13 protein-coding genes are annotated in these 13,357 nt (G+C 40.2%); 6 read left to right on the forward strand and 7 right to left on the reverse strand.

Annotated elements, in window-relative coordinates:
* Positions 1–79: 79 nt before the first annotated feature.
* The 3 genes from BUA97_RS08225 to BUA97_RS08235 form a co-directional block, all read right to left on the reverse strand.
* Positions 80–343: a hypothetical protein gene (locus BUA97_RS08225; RefSeq protein WP_072997385.1), complete on the reverse strand. Its 264-nt coding sequence runs from the start codon at positions 341–343 to the stop codon at positions 80–82.
* 103 nt (positions 344–446) lie between these two features.
* Positions 447–1,067, reverse strand: coding sequence for a hypothetical protein (locus tag BUA97_RS08230; protein WP_072997386.1), 621 nt, complete (start codon positions 1,065–1,067; stop codon positions 447–449).
* Positions 1,064–1,441, reverse strand: coding sequence for a hypothetical protein (locus BUA97_RS08235; protein WP_072997387.1), 378 nt, complete (start codon positions 1,439–1,441; stop codon positions 1,064–1,066). Before BUA97_RS08235 ends, BUA97_RS08230 begins: the two co-directional genes overlap by 4 nt.
* A gap of 119 nt (positions 1,442–1,560) precedes the next feature.
* On the opposite strand from BUA97_RS08235, the gene mfd reads away from it, so the two are divergent.
* The 4 genes from mfd (at position 1,561) to pth (ending at position 7,448) form a co-directional block, all read left to right on the forward strand.
* The gene (gene mfd, locus BUA97_RS08240) at positions 1,561–4,908 is read left to right on the forward strand and encodes a transcription-repair coupling factor (protein WP_072997388.1); all 3,348 of its coding nucleotides are present in this window, start codon (positions 1,561–1,563) and stop codon (positions 4,906–4,908) included.
* A gap of 17 nt (positions 4,909–4,925) precedes the next feature.
* The gene (locus tag BUA97_RS08245; RefSeq protein ID WP_072997389.1) at positions 4,926–5,918 is read left to right on the forward strand and encodes a hypothetical protein; all 993 of its coding nucleotides are present in this window, start codon (positions 4,926–4,928) and stop codon (positions 5,916–5,918) included.
* A 67-nt stretch (positions 5,919–5,985) separates the two neighbouring features.
* On the forward strand, positions 5,986–6,882 hold the full coding sequence (locus tag BUA97_RS08250; protein WP_072997390.1) for a hypothetical protein: 897 nt from the start codon (positions 5,986–5,988) through the stop codon (positions 6,880–6,882).
* Between the two features lie 2 nt (positions 6,883–6,884).
* Positions 6,885–7,448: an aminoacyl-tRNA hydrolase gene (gene pth / locus BUA97_RS08255; protein ID WP_072997391.1), complete on the forward strand. Its 564-nt coding sequence runs from the start codon at positions 6,885–6,887 to the stop codon at positions 7,446–7,448.
* A gap of 335 nt (positions 7,449–7,783) precedes the next feature.
* Here pth and BUA97_RS08260 read toward each other — a convergent pair whose 3' ends face one another.
* The 4 genes from BUA97_RS08260 to BUA97_RS08275 all read right to left on the reverse strand — a co-directional run bounded on the left by BUA97_RS08260 (position 7,784) and on the right by BUA97_RS08275 (position 11,230).
* Complete coding sequence (locus tag BUA97_RS08260) at positions 7,784–8,419, reverse strand: carbonic anhydrase family protein (RefSeq protein WP_072997392.1); 636 nt, start codon at positions 8,417–8,419, stop codon at positions 7,784–7,786.
* Between the two features lie 51 nt (positions 8,420–8,470).
* Positions 8,471–10,066 (reverse strand): SulP family inorganic anion transporter, encoded by a 1,596-nt coding sequence (locus tag BUA97_RS08265; RefSeq protein ID WP_072997393.1) that lies wholly within the window; start codon positions 10,064–10,066, stop codon positions 8,471–8,473.
* A 185-nt stretch (positions 10,067–10,251) separates the two neighbouring features.
* A complete protein-coding gene (locus tag BUA97_RS08270; protein ID WP_072997394.1) occupies positions 10,252–10,548 on the reverse strand; it encodes a hypothetical protein in 297 nt (98 codons plus the stop codon).
* A gap of 16 nt (positions 10,549–10,564) precedes the next feature.
* Positions 10,565–11,230, reverse strand: a complete 666-nt coding sequence (locus tag BUA97_RS08275) for a carbonic anhydrase (RefSeq protein WP_072997395.1) — start codon at positions 11,228–11,230, stop codon at positions 10,565–10,567.
* Between the two features lie 228 nt (positions 11,231–11,458).
* On the opposite strand from BUA97_RS08275, the gene BUA97_RS08280 reads away from it, so the two are divergent.
* Positions 11,459–11,959 carry a M15 family metallopeptidase gene (locus tag BUA97_RS08280; protein ID WP_072997396.1) on the forward strand — a complete coding sequence of 167 codons (501 nt, stop codon included), beginning with the start codon at positions 11,459–11,461 and terminating at the stop codon, positions 11,957–11,959.
* A 78-nt stretch (positions 11,960–12,037) separates the two neighbouring features.
* Positions 12,038–13,357 (forward strand): patatin-like phospholipase family protein, encoded by a 1,320-nt coding sequence (locus BUA97_RS16915; RefSeq protein ID WP_084081289.1) that lies wholly within the window; start codon positions 12,038–12,040, stop codon positions 13,355–13,357.

Here is a 13,357-nt window from a genome sequence, read left to right on the forward strand (position 1 = left end):
TACAAAATCTTGTAAAGTCTAAAAAAATAAAAGTTATGAAAAATTAAATTGTCCCTTTCTTCTTCATCGATCAGGAAATTTATTTGTTAGCCTTGTAACGCTTGTCAGGTGTTCCATCCTTTTTAAGCATCTTATTGGCTTTGTATCTTTTGTCCGGCGTGCCGTCTTTTTTCATTTTGACGTCGGGCGTGTTGGCCACCTTTGCCGCTTGAGCTTCTATAGATTTTGTTGCCTTTTTTTCAGTTTTCTGAGTTTGCTTTTTTGTTGCAGCGGGTGCTGTTGTTTGTGCTGTTGCTACACCTACGCCGAGAGTCAGTAACAAAGCTGTTAATAAATTTTTCATATTGATTTTCTTTATGTTTGATAAAGCAAATGTAGATCAAAAAATGATTCGAAAATCAGAATGTAACAAATTTAACCACAAATTATAACAACTTAAAAACGCCTTAAAAAGTAAAACGATAGGCAAGACTGAGGTTTAGTAATATTGCTTTGGAATAATACTTCTCAATATCCGGATTCTGGTTTCCGATTTTCGCATTATAAAAATTAAGCCTCGTTCCGAAGACAACCTGCTGGAAGCCTTCGTTGTCAATGGTATAAATTGCTTTTGCCCCGAAATTGAGACCGCCGTTTCCCTCCCGGAAATCCCCGGAATTGTCCAGGAACGGACTTTTCATCCTATATGTGCTGTAGCCGACTAGTTCTTCTATAAAAAAATCATCGGTGATCTTGTCCTCATGAAAAATATAACCGTCAAAATTGTTCATGGATGGCGCACCGAGATTGCCGAATTTTTCCAAATTTTTGACATCATTGGCAAGAAAATAAGTGTATTCTATCCCCATCCCGAAGTTTTTGTAAATCTTGACATTGCCGCCGATTCCGAAACCGTAAAAATATCCAAAAACATCTTTAAGAAAATTATTTCCCAGTGCTGTCATGAACTTAACATGCGGATCAACAGAAAATTTTACATCTTCCTGCCAGTTGTAATGCTTTCGCTTCTGTGCCTGGATTTTCAGAAAACCTATTGCCAAAAATATCAGGAGTAAAAGTTTTCTCATTTCAGGATGATATTATTGAAAATGATATACGTTTCTCCGTCCGGAATGTCGATGCTGAGAGAGTCTGTGGATATTTTGCAGCCTTTCGTGCCGGTAGAAAATGATTTTATTTTGAAGCTTTTCAGCTGCAGCTTATATGAACCTTTGTCGTATGGTCCGGCTAAAACAAAACTTCCGCTTTCCTTGGCCTGCGTTTCTGCGATAACTCTTTTATCTTTTACCAGATGAATGGGCTCTTCAAGGAACTTCGGATCGGGATAAGTTATTTTTCCTTCCACATAGGCACGGAAAATCGATGCATCATCATCTTTGCACTGGACAGGAAGAAGAGAAAGCAGACAAATTATGGCCGGTATTTTGAAACAGTATTTCAAAAGTTCATAGTTTAGGACTATAAAATTAAAACTAATTTTTTTGAAAAAAAGTATCTTTGTCAATAAATAACGATTCCGAAATTTTCTCGGAATCGCTTTTTGCGTTATAGCTTTTCATAATGGAATTAAAAAAAATCAATCAAAATCTGCTTCCTGACCTGCTTCAGAAACAATTCGGAAGTGAGATTTTTTCACAGATATCAACACGTCAGCATATTTCTGTCAAAGGAACTGCCGGTTCTGTTGTCTCGATTCTGGCAGCAGAATTATTTCTGACCAGGAACAAAACCATACTTTATCTTGTTGATGACAAGGAAGAGGCACTTTACATCAGTGCAGAAATGGAAGACCTGTTGGGGAAAGATCATGTTCTCTATTTTCCGGCAACACATCTTGAACCTTATCAGATTGAAAAAACGCAGAACGCCAACCTTGTTTTGAGAACGGAAGTGATTAACAAACTGAATTCCGGGAAATCGCCGAAAGTAATTGTCGCTTTTATCGGTGCATTATCGGAGAAAGTTCTGAAGAAGGAAGATTTCAAAGCCATTTCTCATCAGATAAAAGTTGGTGATCAGTTGGATTTTGATTTTGTAGATGAGTTGCTGAATCATTATCAGTTCAATCAAACCGATTTTGTTTCCGAACCTGGCGAATTCTCTGTCCGAGGTGGAATTGTGGATGTTTTTTCTTTCTCCAATGAGAAACCTTACCGAATCACATTTTTCGGAAATGAAGTGGAAAGCATCAAAACATTCGATATAGAATCTCAGCTTTCTCTTGATAAAATTGATGAATTCCAGTTGGTTTCCAACATGAATTTTTCGGTTTCCGGAAGTAAGGTTTCTTTCTTTGAATTATTGCCTGATGACAGCTTAGTCATTTCTAAAAATCTTTATCTTTCCACAAAAAGAATCAGGGAGTTCCACGAAAAAGCCTTAGAAAAATTCGATACGTTAAGCAAGGATATCAAACACAGAAGCCCGGACGAATTATTTCTTTCTGAACCTGAATTTCAGAATAAATTAATCAAATACAAAACCATAGATTTTAGTTCTCAGCCGTTCGACCTTCCAAAGGTTCAGAAGGTAGAACTCAACCAGACCCAGCAACCGAGTTTTCATAAAAACTTCGAATTGCTGATTCAGGATCTGGAAGAAAAACAAGGTCAGGGATTTGATACCTGGATTTCTTTTTCATCGGAAAAACAGAAAGAAAGATTAGAATCGATTTTTGAAGAACTTCAGCACAAGATTCCGTTCAAAAGCTTCAAATCCGAACTGCACGAGGGTTTTGTGGATTCTGATAACAAGATCCTGGTTTATACAGACCATCAGATTTTTGACCGTTACCAACGGTACAAATCTAAAGATGGCTTTGCAAAGTCAGAACAACTGACACTCAAGGATCTAATGTCTCTTAAAGTTGGCGATTACATTGCTCATATCGACCACGGAATCGGGAAATTTATGGGATTGGTTAAAGTCAATAATGACGGCAAAATCCAGGAATGTTTCAAATTGACTTACAAAAATGGAGATTTACTTTACGTGAGTATCCACTCACTTCACAAAATTTCCAAATACAACGGGCCGGACGGAAGAGAGATTATCCTTAGCAAACTCGGTTCGCCAGCCTGGAAATCCTTAAAACAAAAAACAAAAGCCAGAGTTAAGCAAATCGCTTTTGACCTGATAAAACTCTATGCCGAAAGAAAAACCGCAAAAGGCTTCCAGTATTCTCCGGATTCTTATCTTCAAAATGAGTTGGAGGCGAGTTTCCTCTATGAAGATACGCCCGACCAGGAAAAAGCGACGATTGATGTCAAAAAAGATATGGAAGATGAAGGCGTTATGGACCGATTGATTTGTGGTGATGTCGGATTCGGGAAAACGGAGGTTGCGATTCGTGCGGCTTTCAAAGCGGCGACTGACAGTAAACAGGTAGCGATTCTGGTTCCGACAACGATTTTGGCTTTCCAACATTACAGAAGTTTCAAAGAACGGTTGAAAGATTTCCCGGTTAATATTTCTTATTTAAATCGTTTCAGAACTGCGAAACAGAAATCTGAAACATTGGCAGGTTTGAAAGATGGGAAAATCGATATTGTGATCGGCACACATCAATTGGCTTCAGATAAAGTGAAATTCAAGAATCTAGGCTTACTGATTATTGATGAAGAACATAAATTCGGAGTTTCTGTCAAAGATAAATTGAAGACGATGAAAACCAATGTTGATACATTGACATTGACGGCGACGCCAATTCCGAGAACTTTGCAATTCTCTTTGATGGCAGCAAGAGATTTATCGGTGATTAAAACGCCACCGCCCAACCGTCAGCCTGTTGAAACACAGATTATCGGCTTTGATGAAGAGATTATCCGTGATGCGGTTTCTTATGAATTGCAGCGAGACGGACAGGTTTATTTCATCAATAACAGAATCGAAAACCTGAAAGATATCGCCGGATTAATCCAAAGATTAGTTCCTGATGCTCGCGTGATTACCGGACACGGACAAATGGAAGGGAAGCAAATGGAACAGAATGTTTTGGATTTTATGGAAGGAAAATATGACGTATTGGTCGCCACAACCATCATCGAAAGTGGCGTGGATGTCCCGAATGCGAATACGATTTTCATCAATGATGCGCAACGTTTTGGCATGGCAGACCTGCACCAGATGCGTGGTAGAGTCGGGCGAAGCAACCGAAAGGCATTCTGTTATATGATAACGCCGCCGTTTGATATGATGACTTCTGATGCGAGAAAACGTCTGGAGGCGATAGAGCAATTTTCGGATCTTGGAAGTGGTTTCCAGATTGCTATGAAAGATCTGGAAATCCGTGGCGCAGGCGATTTGCTTGGTGCGGAACAAAGTGGTTTTATCAACGAAATGGGGTTTGAGACGTATCAGAAAATGATGCAGGAAGCTTTGGAAGAACTGAAAGATGATGAGAATTTTGAAAACCTTTTTGAAAACGAGGAAGACCGGAACAAACTTTTCAAATCAACGAAAGAAGTTAATATAGATACCGATCTGGAACTGATGTTGCCGGATGGTTATGTGAGTTCTACGGAAGAACGTTTGTCATTGTATCAGAAACTGGCCGATATTCAAAATGCTAAAGAATTGCAACAGTTTGAAAATGAGCTGAAAGATCGATTCGGAAAATTACCTGATGAAGCTATTAATCTTCTGAAATCTGTGGAACTGAAATGGCTGGCGGCAGAAATCGGATTTGATAAACTGGTGGTTAAGAACAAAGTTTTCCTAGGATATTTCCCGGCAAATCCCCAAGACAAATTCTACCAGAGCGAAAAATTCAAGAAAATCATCTCTTATCTTACACAAAATCCGGCAGAAGCGACGTTAAAAGAAAAGAACAACCAGCTGATGATGCGGAAAGATAATGTCAAAAATGTGGATGAGGTGAACCTGGTTCTGAATCGGATTTTAGCTTAAAAAGTTATTTTGGTTTGATGAATCGATTTAAAATTAATCTTATTGAAAAGAAAATTATTGTGCTGACATTTACAATAATCGCTTCTTTCTGCAACGCTCAAATCCTGAAATACCACTACGACAAAGAAATGACTTTCCTAAGTGAAGCGGATAGTCTGAGCGGTATTTCCGTGAGATTTAATTCTAAAGATAAGTCGGTTCCGGTTTATTCCATTGAGTTTAATTCCGATAAAAAATCGATTAGAAATACGGTGGATTTCTATTACAATTACCGGAAAAACATGTACAGGATGGACGGTTTATTGTTCAATAAAAAATATGTTTCTGCCAATGGTTTCCGGACTTACAGCGCCTCTTCACCCATCCGATATTTCAAAAAAGCATCGGATACTTTGTATGATTACAGATCATACAAAAATCTCGAGAAAAGAATCGCAACTGACAAAGACGGAACCAAAATCGAGTTGTTTGTCGCCAATCTCAATGATGGAATCGATTATTCCGAACCTGCGCTTTTCTATCTTTCGGAACATTATGGCATTTCGCCAGGCTTAGGAAAAGGGGAAGTTGTGGTGTACGCGAATTATATTTTCAGCAATAGCAACAGTTCCGGTAATTTCGTAAAGTTAAAGGATATCAATCATGTTATGTATTTCAACACAGAACAAATTGAAGCTTTGATTGATGACAGATATCGAAGTTTCATGGAGAGATCCAGGCCGGAGAAAATGCCTGGTTACTGTTCTGTGACATCATTTGGAAAAGATGTGGATGAAAGGACAACGGAAGTGCTGAACGATTTTCTGGATCATATCTGTGACTATTATGAGCTATGGAGCAGACATGAAAATCCCGAAAATTTCAAATCTTATTATGATGACGAACAGGAGAGACGGACAGAAATCTACAAAAGAATCAAAAATCTGAATGAAAAGCAGCTGAAAATCTATACCAGCGAACTCAATCAATTGAAAAATCAGAACCTCACCGAGAATTTTGATTATCAATAACACGGAGGAAAAAACTGCCCTCACATTAATTTTAAAAAATTAACTTTGCAATCATAAAAATCAAACAATGAAAACAATACTTTATATATTCGGATTATTACTCATCACTTCTTGCAGCCCGACTGCTGATGAAAACGGCGACTTTCTCCACGGAGTCGATTATGAAACCGGTATCGATACAGGCGGTAATAATGGCGGATCAGGAACAGCGCCTGACAAATTACTGAAAAAAGTAACCATCAATGACGAAGGTGATATTCTGGTATATACTTATAATTACAATTCGAGTAAAAAGCTCACTGGCGTTACTACTGACGACGGCAGTATAAAAATCGATATCACTTATGAATCATCGGGGAATATTGCCAAAATCGTTAGAACGGAAAATAGTATGGGCGTAATCTCTACGGAAGAAATAGTGCCTACCTATACAAGCAATCAAATTACCAAGCTGAATGTAACACACAAAGAAGCGGGAGGATCCATAAAAAGTGTGGCTAATCTAACCTATGCTTCCAATGGCTGGCCGGCTTCAATAAAAGAAGATATCTACACAGAGGATAACACCAAGATAGCCGCTAACTTCGTCTCCAATCTTTCCTATTCAGGAAATAATATATCCAAATGGAACTTCAAATCATCTTTTGTAACAGGATTGCCGGTACCGGTTTTTGATTTTTTGCAAGAGATGGAACTGACTGTCAACCTTTCCAAGTATGACAATAAGATCAACCCCTTCAACCTGTTACCAAAAGATTATTTGATTGCAACCATTCATGCAGAAGCCGATGCAAGCAGCATCACCGGGTTTGCAAAAAATAATTCCACCAGCATAAATGTTATTTTTAATGTGGCCGGAAACACTATGCAGGATACTCAGTCAGCCATCTACCTTTATGATAAAGACGGCTATCCCACTTCCGTAACAGCAACAGATATCGTTACCAAATTCGAATACCAGTAGCAATGAAATATCTGATTGTCGGTATCGGTAACAAAGGGGAAGAGTATGCAGAAACCCGGCACAATATCGGTTTCAAAGTCGCCGAAAAAATTGCTGAAAAAATAGAAGCGCCATTCAGGTCTTCCAATTTCGGACTGCTTGCCGAAGGGAAATATAAAGGCAGAAAAGTCTTCATTCTGAAACCTGATACCTATGTTAATCTCTCCGGAAACGCTGTGAAGTTCTGGATGCAGAAAGAAAATATCCCTTTGGAGAACATCTTGATCATTACCGATGATCTGGCTTTGCCATTCGGATCATTGAGGATGAAAATGAAAGGTTCTGATGCGGGTCACAATGGCCTGAAAAGTATCCAGGCACAATTGAATACTCAAAATTATGCAAGATTAAGATTCGGGATTTCGGCAGATTTTTCGGAAGGGAAACAGGCCGATTATGTTCTTGGCAACTGGAACGAAACCGAAAAAGAAACGCTCCCCGAAAGAATCGAAAAATTCTCGCAGGCCGCCCTGTCCTTTATCTTTGCAGGTGTTCAGAATACCATGTCAGCTTTCAACGGCAAATAAACAACTTTAGTTGGCCCTGCTGCACGATCAGTAAAAGTCGTTCCGGGGTCAGAAGTCCGGAAAACATTCTCCGTACAGGCAAAGATCCGTCCCGAAGATCTACCGGTACTTTCCGCAAACTTATGGACGCAGTCCGAAGACTCCGTGATGCAGTCCGAAGACTCTGTGACGGCATCCCGATGCCTATGGAATGGGCAAAATGCACTTTTCCTCGAATATCCTTTTTTTTTGACTCGAATGATCCTTTTTTGATACCGCCGGCTGCCGGAAATTAGTAAGCCGGATAAATAAATTACCCGGCCTACCACCCTAATTGTATGAAGAAAAAATATTTCCTATAACCATGCTACAACGCCGGTTTCGACGTCATAGTTTGCGCCTACGATTTTGATTTTACCTTCGTCTTCCAGCCTTTTCAGCGTGGAGCTTTGTTTACGAATGTCATCTATCGCGTACTTTACATTGTGATGGTTCAGTCTTTCCAGAAGATCTTCATTTTTGGATGAGCGTTCTTCACCATCTTTAATGATGTTTTTGATGATCGGGTCAAAGTGCCCGATCAGGTGATTCAGGTTGTCCATTCCCATGCCTTCAATTGCTGCCGCATCCAGACCTCCTTTCAGCGCCCCGCATTTCGAATGTCCTAAAACCACTACCAGTTTAGAGCCTGCTACGTTGCAGCCGAATTCCATAGACCCCAGAATATCCTGATTGACAAAGTTCCCGGCAATCCTCACACTAAAAATGTCCCCAAGACCCTGGTCAAAAATCAGTTCGGCAGAGGTGCGGCTGTCAATGCAGCTCAGGATCACGGCGAATGGCCATTGCCCTTCCCGAGTGGCATTTACCTGTGCCAATAGATCTCTGTTGGCTTTCAGGTTGTTGACGAATCTTTCGTTGCCTTCTTTAAGAATTTCCAATGCTTTTTCCGGTGTTATCGTAGATTGGGTTTCTGATGTATGTGCTTTCATATTTTCTTTAAATTTTATTGTTGTGTTTTATGTTAATAATTAATTTTATAGTTACATGGCTCTTTTATGGTTGATCACCACATGCGAGTCCTGGTCTTTTGCGTAATCCCTGTATGATGTTTTGAATCCGACAAGTTCCACATTGATATCTTCTTCTTTTGCCCTGACATTGGCAAAGTCCTGTATCATTTCCAAAACATCTGTTGTTATATAGGAAGTCGTCTTTGCATCGATCAGGACCTTGGATCCGGACTTGATATTCTTCAACGTTTTTTTGATCGCTGCCTTGTTCAGGAAAGAGACTTCTTCAGCCAGTTTTATGGTGATTTCATCGGCATCGTTCAGGGTTTCCCTGCTGAGGTAGTAGGCTCTTTTCATATTTCCCTGCAGGATGTAGAATACCGATATCAATAATCCTATTCCCACACCTTTCAGAAGATCCGTTGCCACAACAGCTACAACAGTCGCCACGAAAGGGATGAACTGATATTTTCCATTGTGCCAGAAATGTCTGAAGGTGGCAGGCTTGGCTAATTTGTATCCTACAAGAATCAGAACGGCAGCCAGCGTTGCGAGCGGAATCAGATTGAGAATGAAAGGTATTGTAAGGACACAGATCAATAACAGCACGCCATGAATAATGGCTGATAATTTTGATGTTGCACCGGCATTCGCATTGGCGGAGCTTCTTACAACCACAGAAGTCATAGGCAATCCGCCGATAAACGAGCTGACCATATTACCGATACCCTGTGCTTTCAGTTCCAGATTGGTGTCGGTGATTCTTCTTCTGACATCCAGCCTGTCAGAAGCCTCGATACAAAGCAGGGTTTCAATAGATGCAACGATAGCGATGGTGGCTCCGGTGATCCAGACTTTAGGATTTGTAAATCCTGCCAGATCGGGGAACGTTATCAGGTTTTTGAATTCGTCCAGAGTAGATGGCACAGGAAGCGTTACTAGATGCTCCGGCGATATTGCCAGCGAACTGCCCGAGAATTTGAAAAATTCGTTGAGCAGGATTCCTGCAATAACGGCAACTAAGGCACCAGGTAATAATTTGAGCCTCCTCAGAACAGCAATATTATCCCATGCAAGTAAGATCCCCATGGATATCAGGGTTACTACAATTGCACCGGGATGTATTGCACCCAGAAGTTCAGTAAAATAAGCTGTATTGAACCCATTATCGAACAAAGACTGATGTCCCTCATAATCTTTGTCAAATCCCACAGCATGCGAAATTTGCTTCAGGATAATGATGATCCCGATACCTGCAAGCATTCCTTCGATTACATTATTCGGAAAATAATTGGATATACTTCCTGCACGGATGAAGCCGAGAATCAGCTGGATAATCCCTGCAATAATTCCTGCACAAAGAAATAATTCGAATGCGCCGATGTCGGTAATGGCTACCAGAACGATAGCTGTGAGTCCGGCAGCCGGTCCGGAAACCGAGATGTTGGAATTACTGATTGATCCCACCACAATACCACCAATAATGCCTGCAATAACCCCGGATAATGGAGGAGCTCCGGATGCTAAAGCGATTCCCAGACATAGCGGCAAAGCCACCAGGAATACTACAAGACCTGACGGAAAGTTTTCTTTGATTCCTCCAAACAAAGATTTTGTCTTTTTCATAAGAAAATAATAAAGTTTGTCTTACGTCATCACCTGACCTAAAGGTGACTTCATAAAAATAAATAACAGATGTAATTGGTAATCAAAAATTGATTACAAAAAAATGATTCGGAAAATCACAATGTGCTGTTCGCTGTAGAATACAGCCAATACAGGAATGTTTTTTCTGAGAAACGAAATGTTATTTATGCTTCCGGAGGCGGAGAGAAAATACTTAGAGACGGTGGGAAATACAGAGTAGATTCCCAGTTAACCGTAATATTTCTATGTGTATCAGTTTCATAAAACTTCAGGAAATCATGGATATCCATTGTTTTAGGAATTGTTTTTTCGTAGATGATGATCGTATTATTGGAGTGCTGCTCTTCCTCACTGACCAAAACATTAGTTCTCGGGAGTTCCCAACCGAACATTGCGGCTAATCCAGGAAGAGCCGTAAAGTTGAGAAAAATCGTTAATGTTATGATACTCCAATACTTCATATTCTTTTGATGAGTTTTATTTTTTTCTGCTCATCACCCAGTCAGAGTCTGTCAGGTTATAGATCTTCTGAATGTCTTTTAATATTTTTTCAAAATCGATTTCCAGATCGATTATTTTTCCAGTTCTCATGTCGAAAACCCAGCCATGTACAACAGGGAATTCTTCTAAAATATAACGTTCCTGCACGCAGGCCATTTTGATAACGTTGATGCATTGCTCCTGCACATTCAGCTCCACCAGGCGGTCATATCTTTTAGCTTCATCTTCGATGGCATCCATCTCTGCCTGATGCAGTCTGTACACATCCCGGATGTTTCTCAGCCAAGGATTCAGAAGACCGAGATCCTGTGATGTCATCGCCGCTTTCACTCCACCGCAGTTATAATGACCACAGACAATGATATGCTTCACTTTCAGGTGTTCCACAGCATATTGTATTACGGCTGTAGAACTCATATCCAGCGTGTTGATGACATTGGCGATATTCCTGTGAACAAAAACCTCTCCCGGTTCCGCACCGATCATGTCTTCTGCCGTTACGCGGCTGTCTGAGCATCCGATGTAGAGGTATTCCGGATTTTGATTTTTAGCAAGCTCGTGAAAATATTCCGGATTGTCCGCAATTTTTGACGCCACCCACTTTTTGTTGTTCTCGAAAATAGCTTCGTAAGACTTTGCCATTAAACGTTATTTTGTATTATTTGTTTCGCTGAAATCATTTCCGATTTCAATAGATCGAATCAATAATCATACAAAAATAAATTATTCAAGTGTAAAAAACTAATATTTAACAAAGTTTTAATATAAGATTAATCATGTTTTGGGGTTGCATTAAAAATTATAGTTCGGATTTTATTGCGTCAAGTTATGGCGTTGCTACACTTTAGATTTGTCTGTAAATATTTAATTATGGACAAAATAACACAACGGCGGATTCAGAATCTTCATCCGGAAGTAAGAAAAGAGGCTATCAGTATCATTCAGGATTGTGACCGCGCGCTCACGGGAAGATCGAGAGTCAGGATAGCGCAAGGTTTCAGAACTTTTGATGAGCAAAATAAACTCTATGCTATTGGCAGGACAGAACCTGGAAAGAAAGTTACAAATGCAAAAGGTGGTCAAAGCATTCATAATTATGGTTTGGCTGTGGATATATGCCTTATTATTGACGGGAAAACCGTTAGCTGGGACACGGCTGCCGACTGGGACAATGATCAGATTGCCGATTGGTACGAGTGTGTGAAGATTTTTGCAAAATATGGCTGGGAATGGGGAGGCAACTGGAGGACTTTTAAAGACCTTCCTCATTTTGAGAAGAAAGAAATCTTCCTGAATAACGCTGAACTAAAAGTCTCGTGGAAAAACCTCATCAGGCTGGCAAAAGATAAAAACGGCTACGTTATTTTTTAAAACAGATTTTATTGCGACGAGTTCTGTCGCTGGCCGCATCTACTTTTGCATTATCAAATCAAACAATCCATATATACAATGAAAAAGATTACAATACTTTCTTTGGACGGTGGCGGAATCCGGGGGATTATTTCCTGCATCATTCTCCGCTATCTGGAAGAGCTTTTGCGGCAGAAAGACCATCCTGGTGCCAAGCTGGGCGATTATTTTGATATGATAGCAGGCAGCAGCACAGGCGGGATTCTGGCTTCTGTTCTGTTGTGTCCTGATGAAAACGGGAAAGCAAAATATTCGATAAAAAAAGCCTTTGAGCTGTATACAGAAAAGGGGGAAGATATTTTCAATATTTCGCTTTGGGAAAGACTTATAAATCCGTTCGGATTGTTCAGTGAAAAGATCTCACAGGATAATCTTGAAACGCAGCTGAGAGATTTTTTTGGCGATCTGGAACTGAAGAATTTTATAAAGCCCTCGCTTATCACCAGCTATGACATCGAGAACAGAAGAGCAAAACTGTTTACTACAACCAATGCACAACAGAGTCAGCAGAACTTTTTTGTCAGAGATATTTGCAGGGCAACATCAGCTGCGCCGACTTATTTCTCACCTGTACAGATTAGATCGTCTTACGGGCAGATCTTCAGCCTGATAGATGTTGGCGTCTTTGCCAACAATCCATCGTTATGCGCCTATGCGGAAGCCAGAAAAATCCCTTTTGCAGAGGTTTTTCAGAATCCGGAAAAGCCGGATTACCCATCGGTAAACGATATGATGATCGTCTCTCTGGGAACCGGAACGGAAATGAAATCCTATCCGTTCAGCAGATATAAGAATGTCGGAAAACTGGCCTGGGTCAATCCCATCATCGATATCCTGCTGTCTCGGAATTATTTAAAAGAAAAATTCGAGACCAATGACACCCCGCGAGAAGAAGATTTCTCCGACTGGATGGACTCTTACTGGCATAAGGATGATAAAATCCCTATGGAGAATCTGACGGTCGACGTGTCTTCCAAAGCTGATAGAACGGCTGAGAATCTCTCCGCAGAAAATATCACAAGCTGGAAAGCAAAACTCAATGAACCGTCGCAGATCACAATTGACACAACGGCTGCAATGGATACAAACATGTCAGTAAACGGAATGAGGATGCATGGTAAAAATGTGGTGATCAAAAACGGATCGGCTAATATCACTTTTCAATGCTTATCATCATCAGAACCAGACTTTATGTGTACTGTCACAAAAGCAGGAACCGGCAATATTACTTTTGCTGGCGGTTCTGGTGTATCAATAGTTCAAACTGATTATACCGCTGTCTTAAATGGGGCAATTGGTTCAACAGCCAAACTCCAGCGAATTGGAAATGTTTATTACTTACGAATCTTTAATGCTTAG

Source organism: Epilithonimonas mollis (assembly GCF_900142325.1).
In the GTDB taxonomy this organism is placed as follows: domain Bacteria; phylum Bacteroidota; class Bacteroidia; order Flavobacteriales; family Weeksellaceae; genus Epilithonimonas; species Epilithonimonas mollis.

Excerpts from the sequence above, each read along its gene's own strand:
- BUA97_RS08225 (WP_072997385.1), bottom strand. The coding sequence starts at position 343 with ATGAAAAATTTATTAACAGCTTTGTTACTGACTCTCGGCGTAGGTGTA.
- BUA97_RS08230 (WP_072997386.1), bottom strand. The coding sequence starts at position 1,067 with ATGAGAAAACTTTTACTCCTGATATTTTTGGCAATAGGTTTTCTGAAA.
- mfd (WP_072997388.1), top strand. The coding sequence starts at position 1,561 with ATGGAATTAAAAAAAATCAATCAAAATCTGCTTCCTGACCTGCTTCAG.
- BUA97_RS08245 (WP_072997389.1), top strand. The coding sequence starts at position 4,926 with ATGAATCGATTTAAAATTAATCTTATTGAAAAGAAAATTATTGTGCTG.
- BUA97_RS08250 (WP_072997390.1), top strand. The coding sequence starts at position 5,986 with ATGAAAACAATACTTTATATATTCGGATTATTACTCATCACTTCTTGC.
- pth (WP_072997391.1), top strand. The coding sequence starts at position 6,885 with ATGAAATATCTGATTGTCGGTATCGGTAACAAAGGGGAAGAGTATGCA.
- BUA97_RS08260 (WP_072997392.1), bottom strand. The coding sequence starts at position 8,419 with ATGAAAGCACATACATCAGAAACCCAATCTACGATAACACCGGAAAAA.
- BUA97_RS08265 (WP_072997393.1), bottom strand. The coding sequence starts at position 10,066 with ATGAAAAAGACAAAATCTTTGTTTGGAGGAATCAAAGAAAACTTTCCG.
- BUA97_RS08270 (WP_072997394.1), bottom strand. The coding sequence starts at position 10,548 with ATGAAGTATTGGAGTATCATAACATTAACGATTTTTCTCAACTTTACG.
- BUA97_RS08275 (WP_072997395.1), bottom strand. The coding sequence starts at position 11,230 with ATGGCAAAGTCTTACGAAGCTATTTTCGAGAACAACAAAAAGTGGGTG.
- BUA97_RS08280 (WP_072997396.1), top strand. The coding sequence starts at position 11,459 with ATGGACAAAATAACACAACGGCGGATTCAGAATCTTCATCCGGAAGTA.
- BUA97_RS16915 (WP_084081289.1), top strand. The coding sequence starts at position 12,038 with ATGAAAAAGATTACAATACTTTCTTTGGACGGTGGCGGAATCCGGGGG.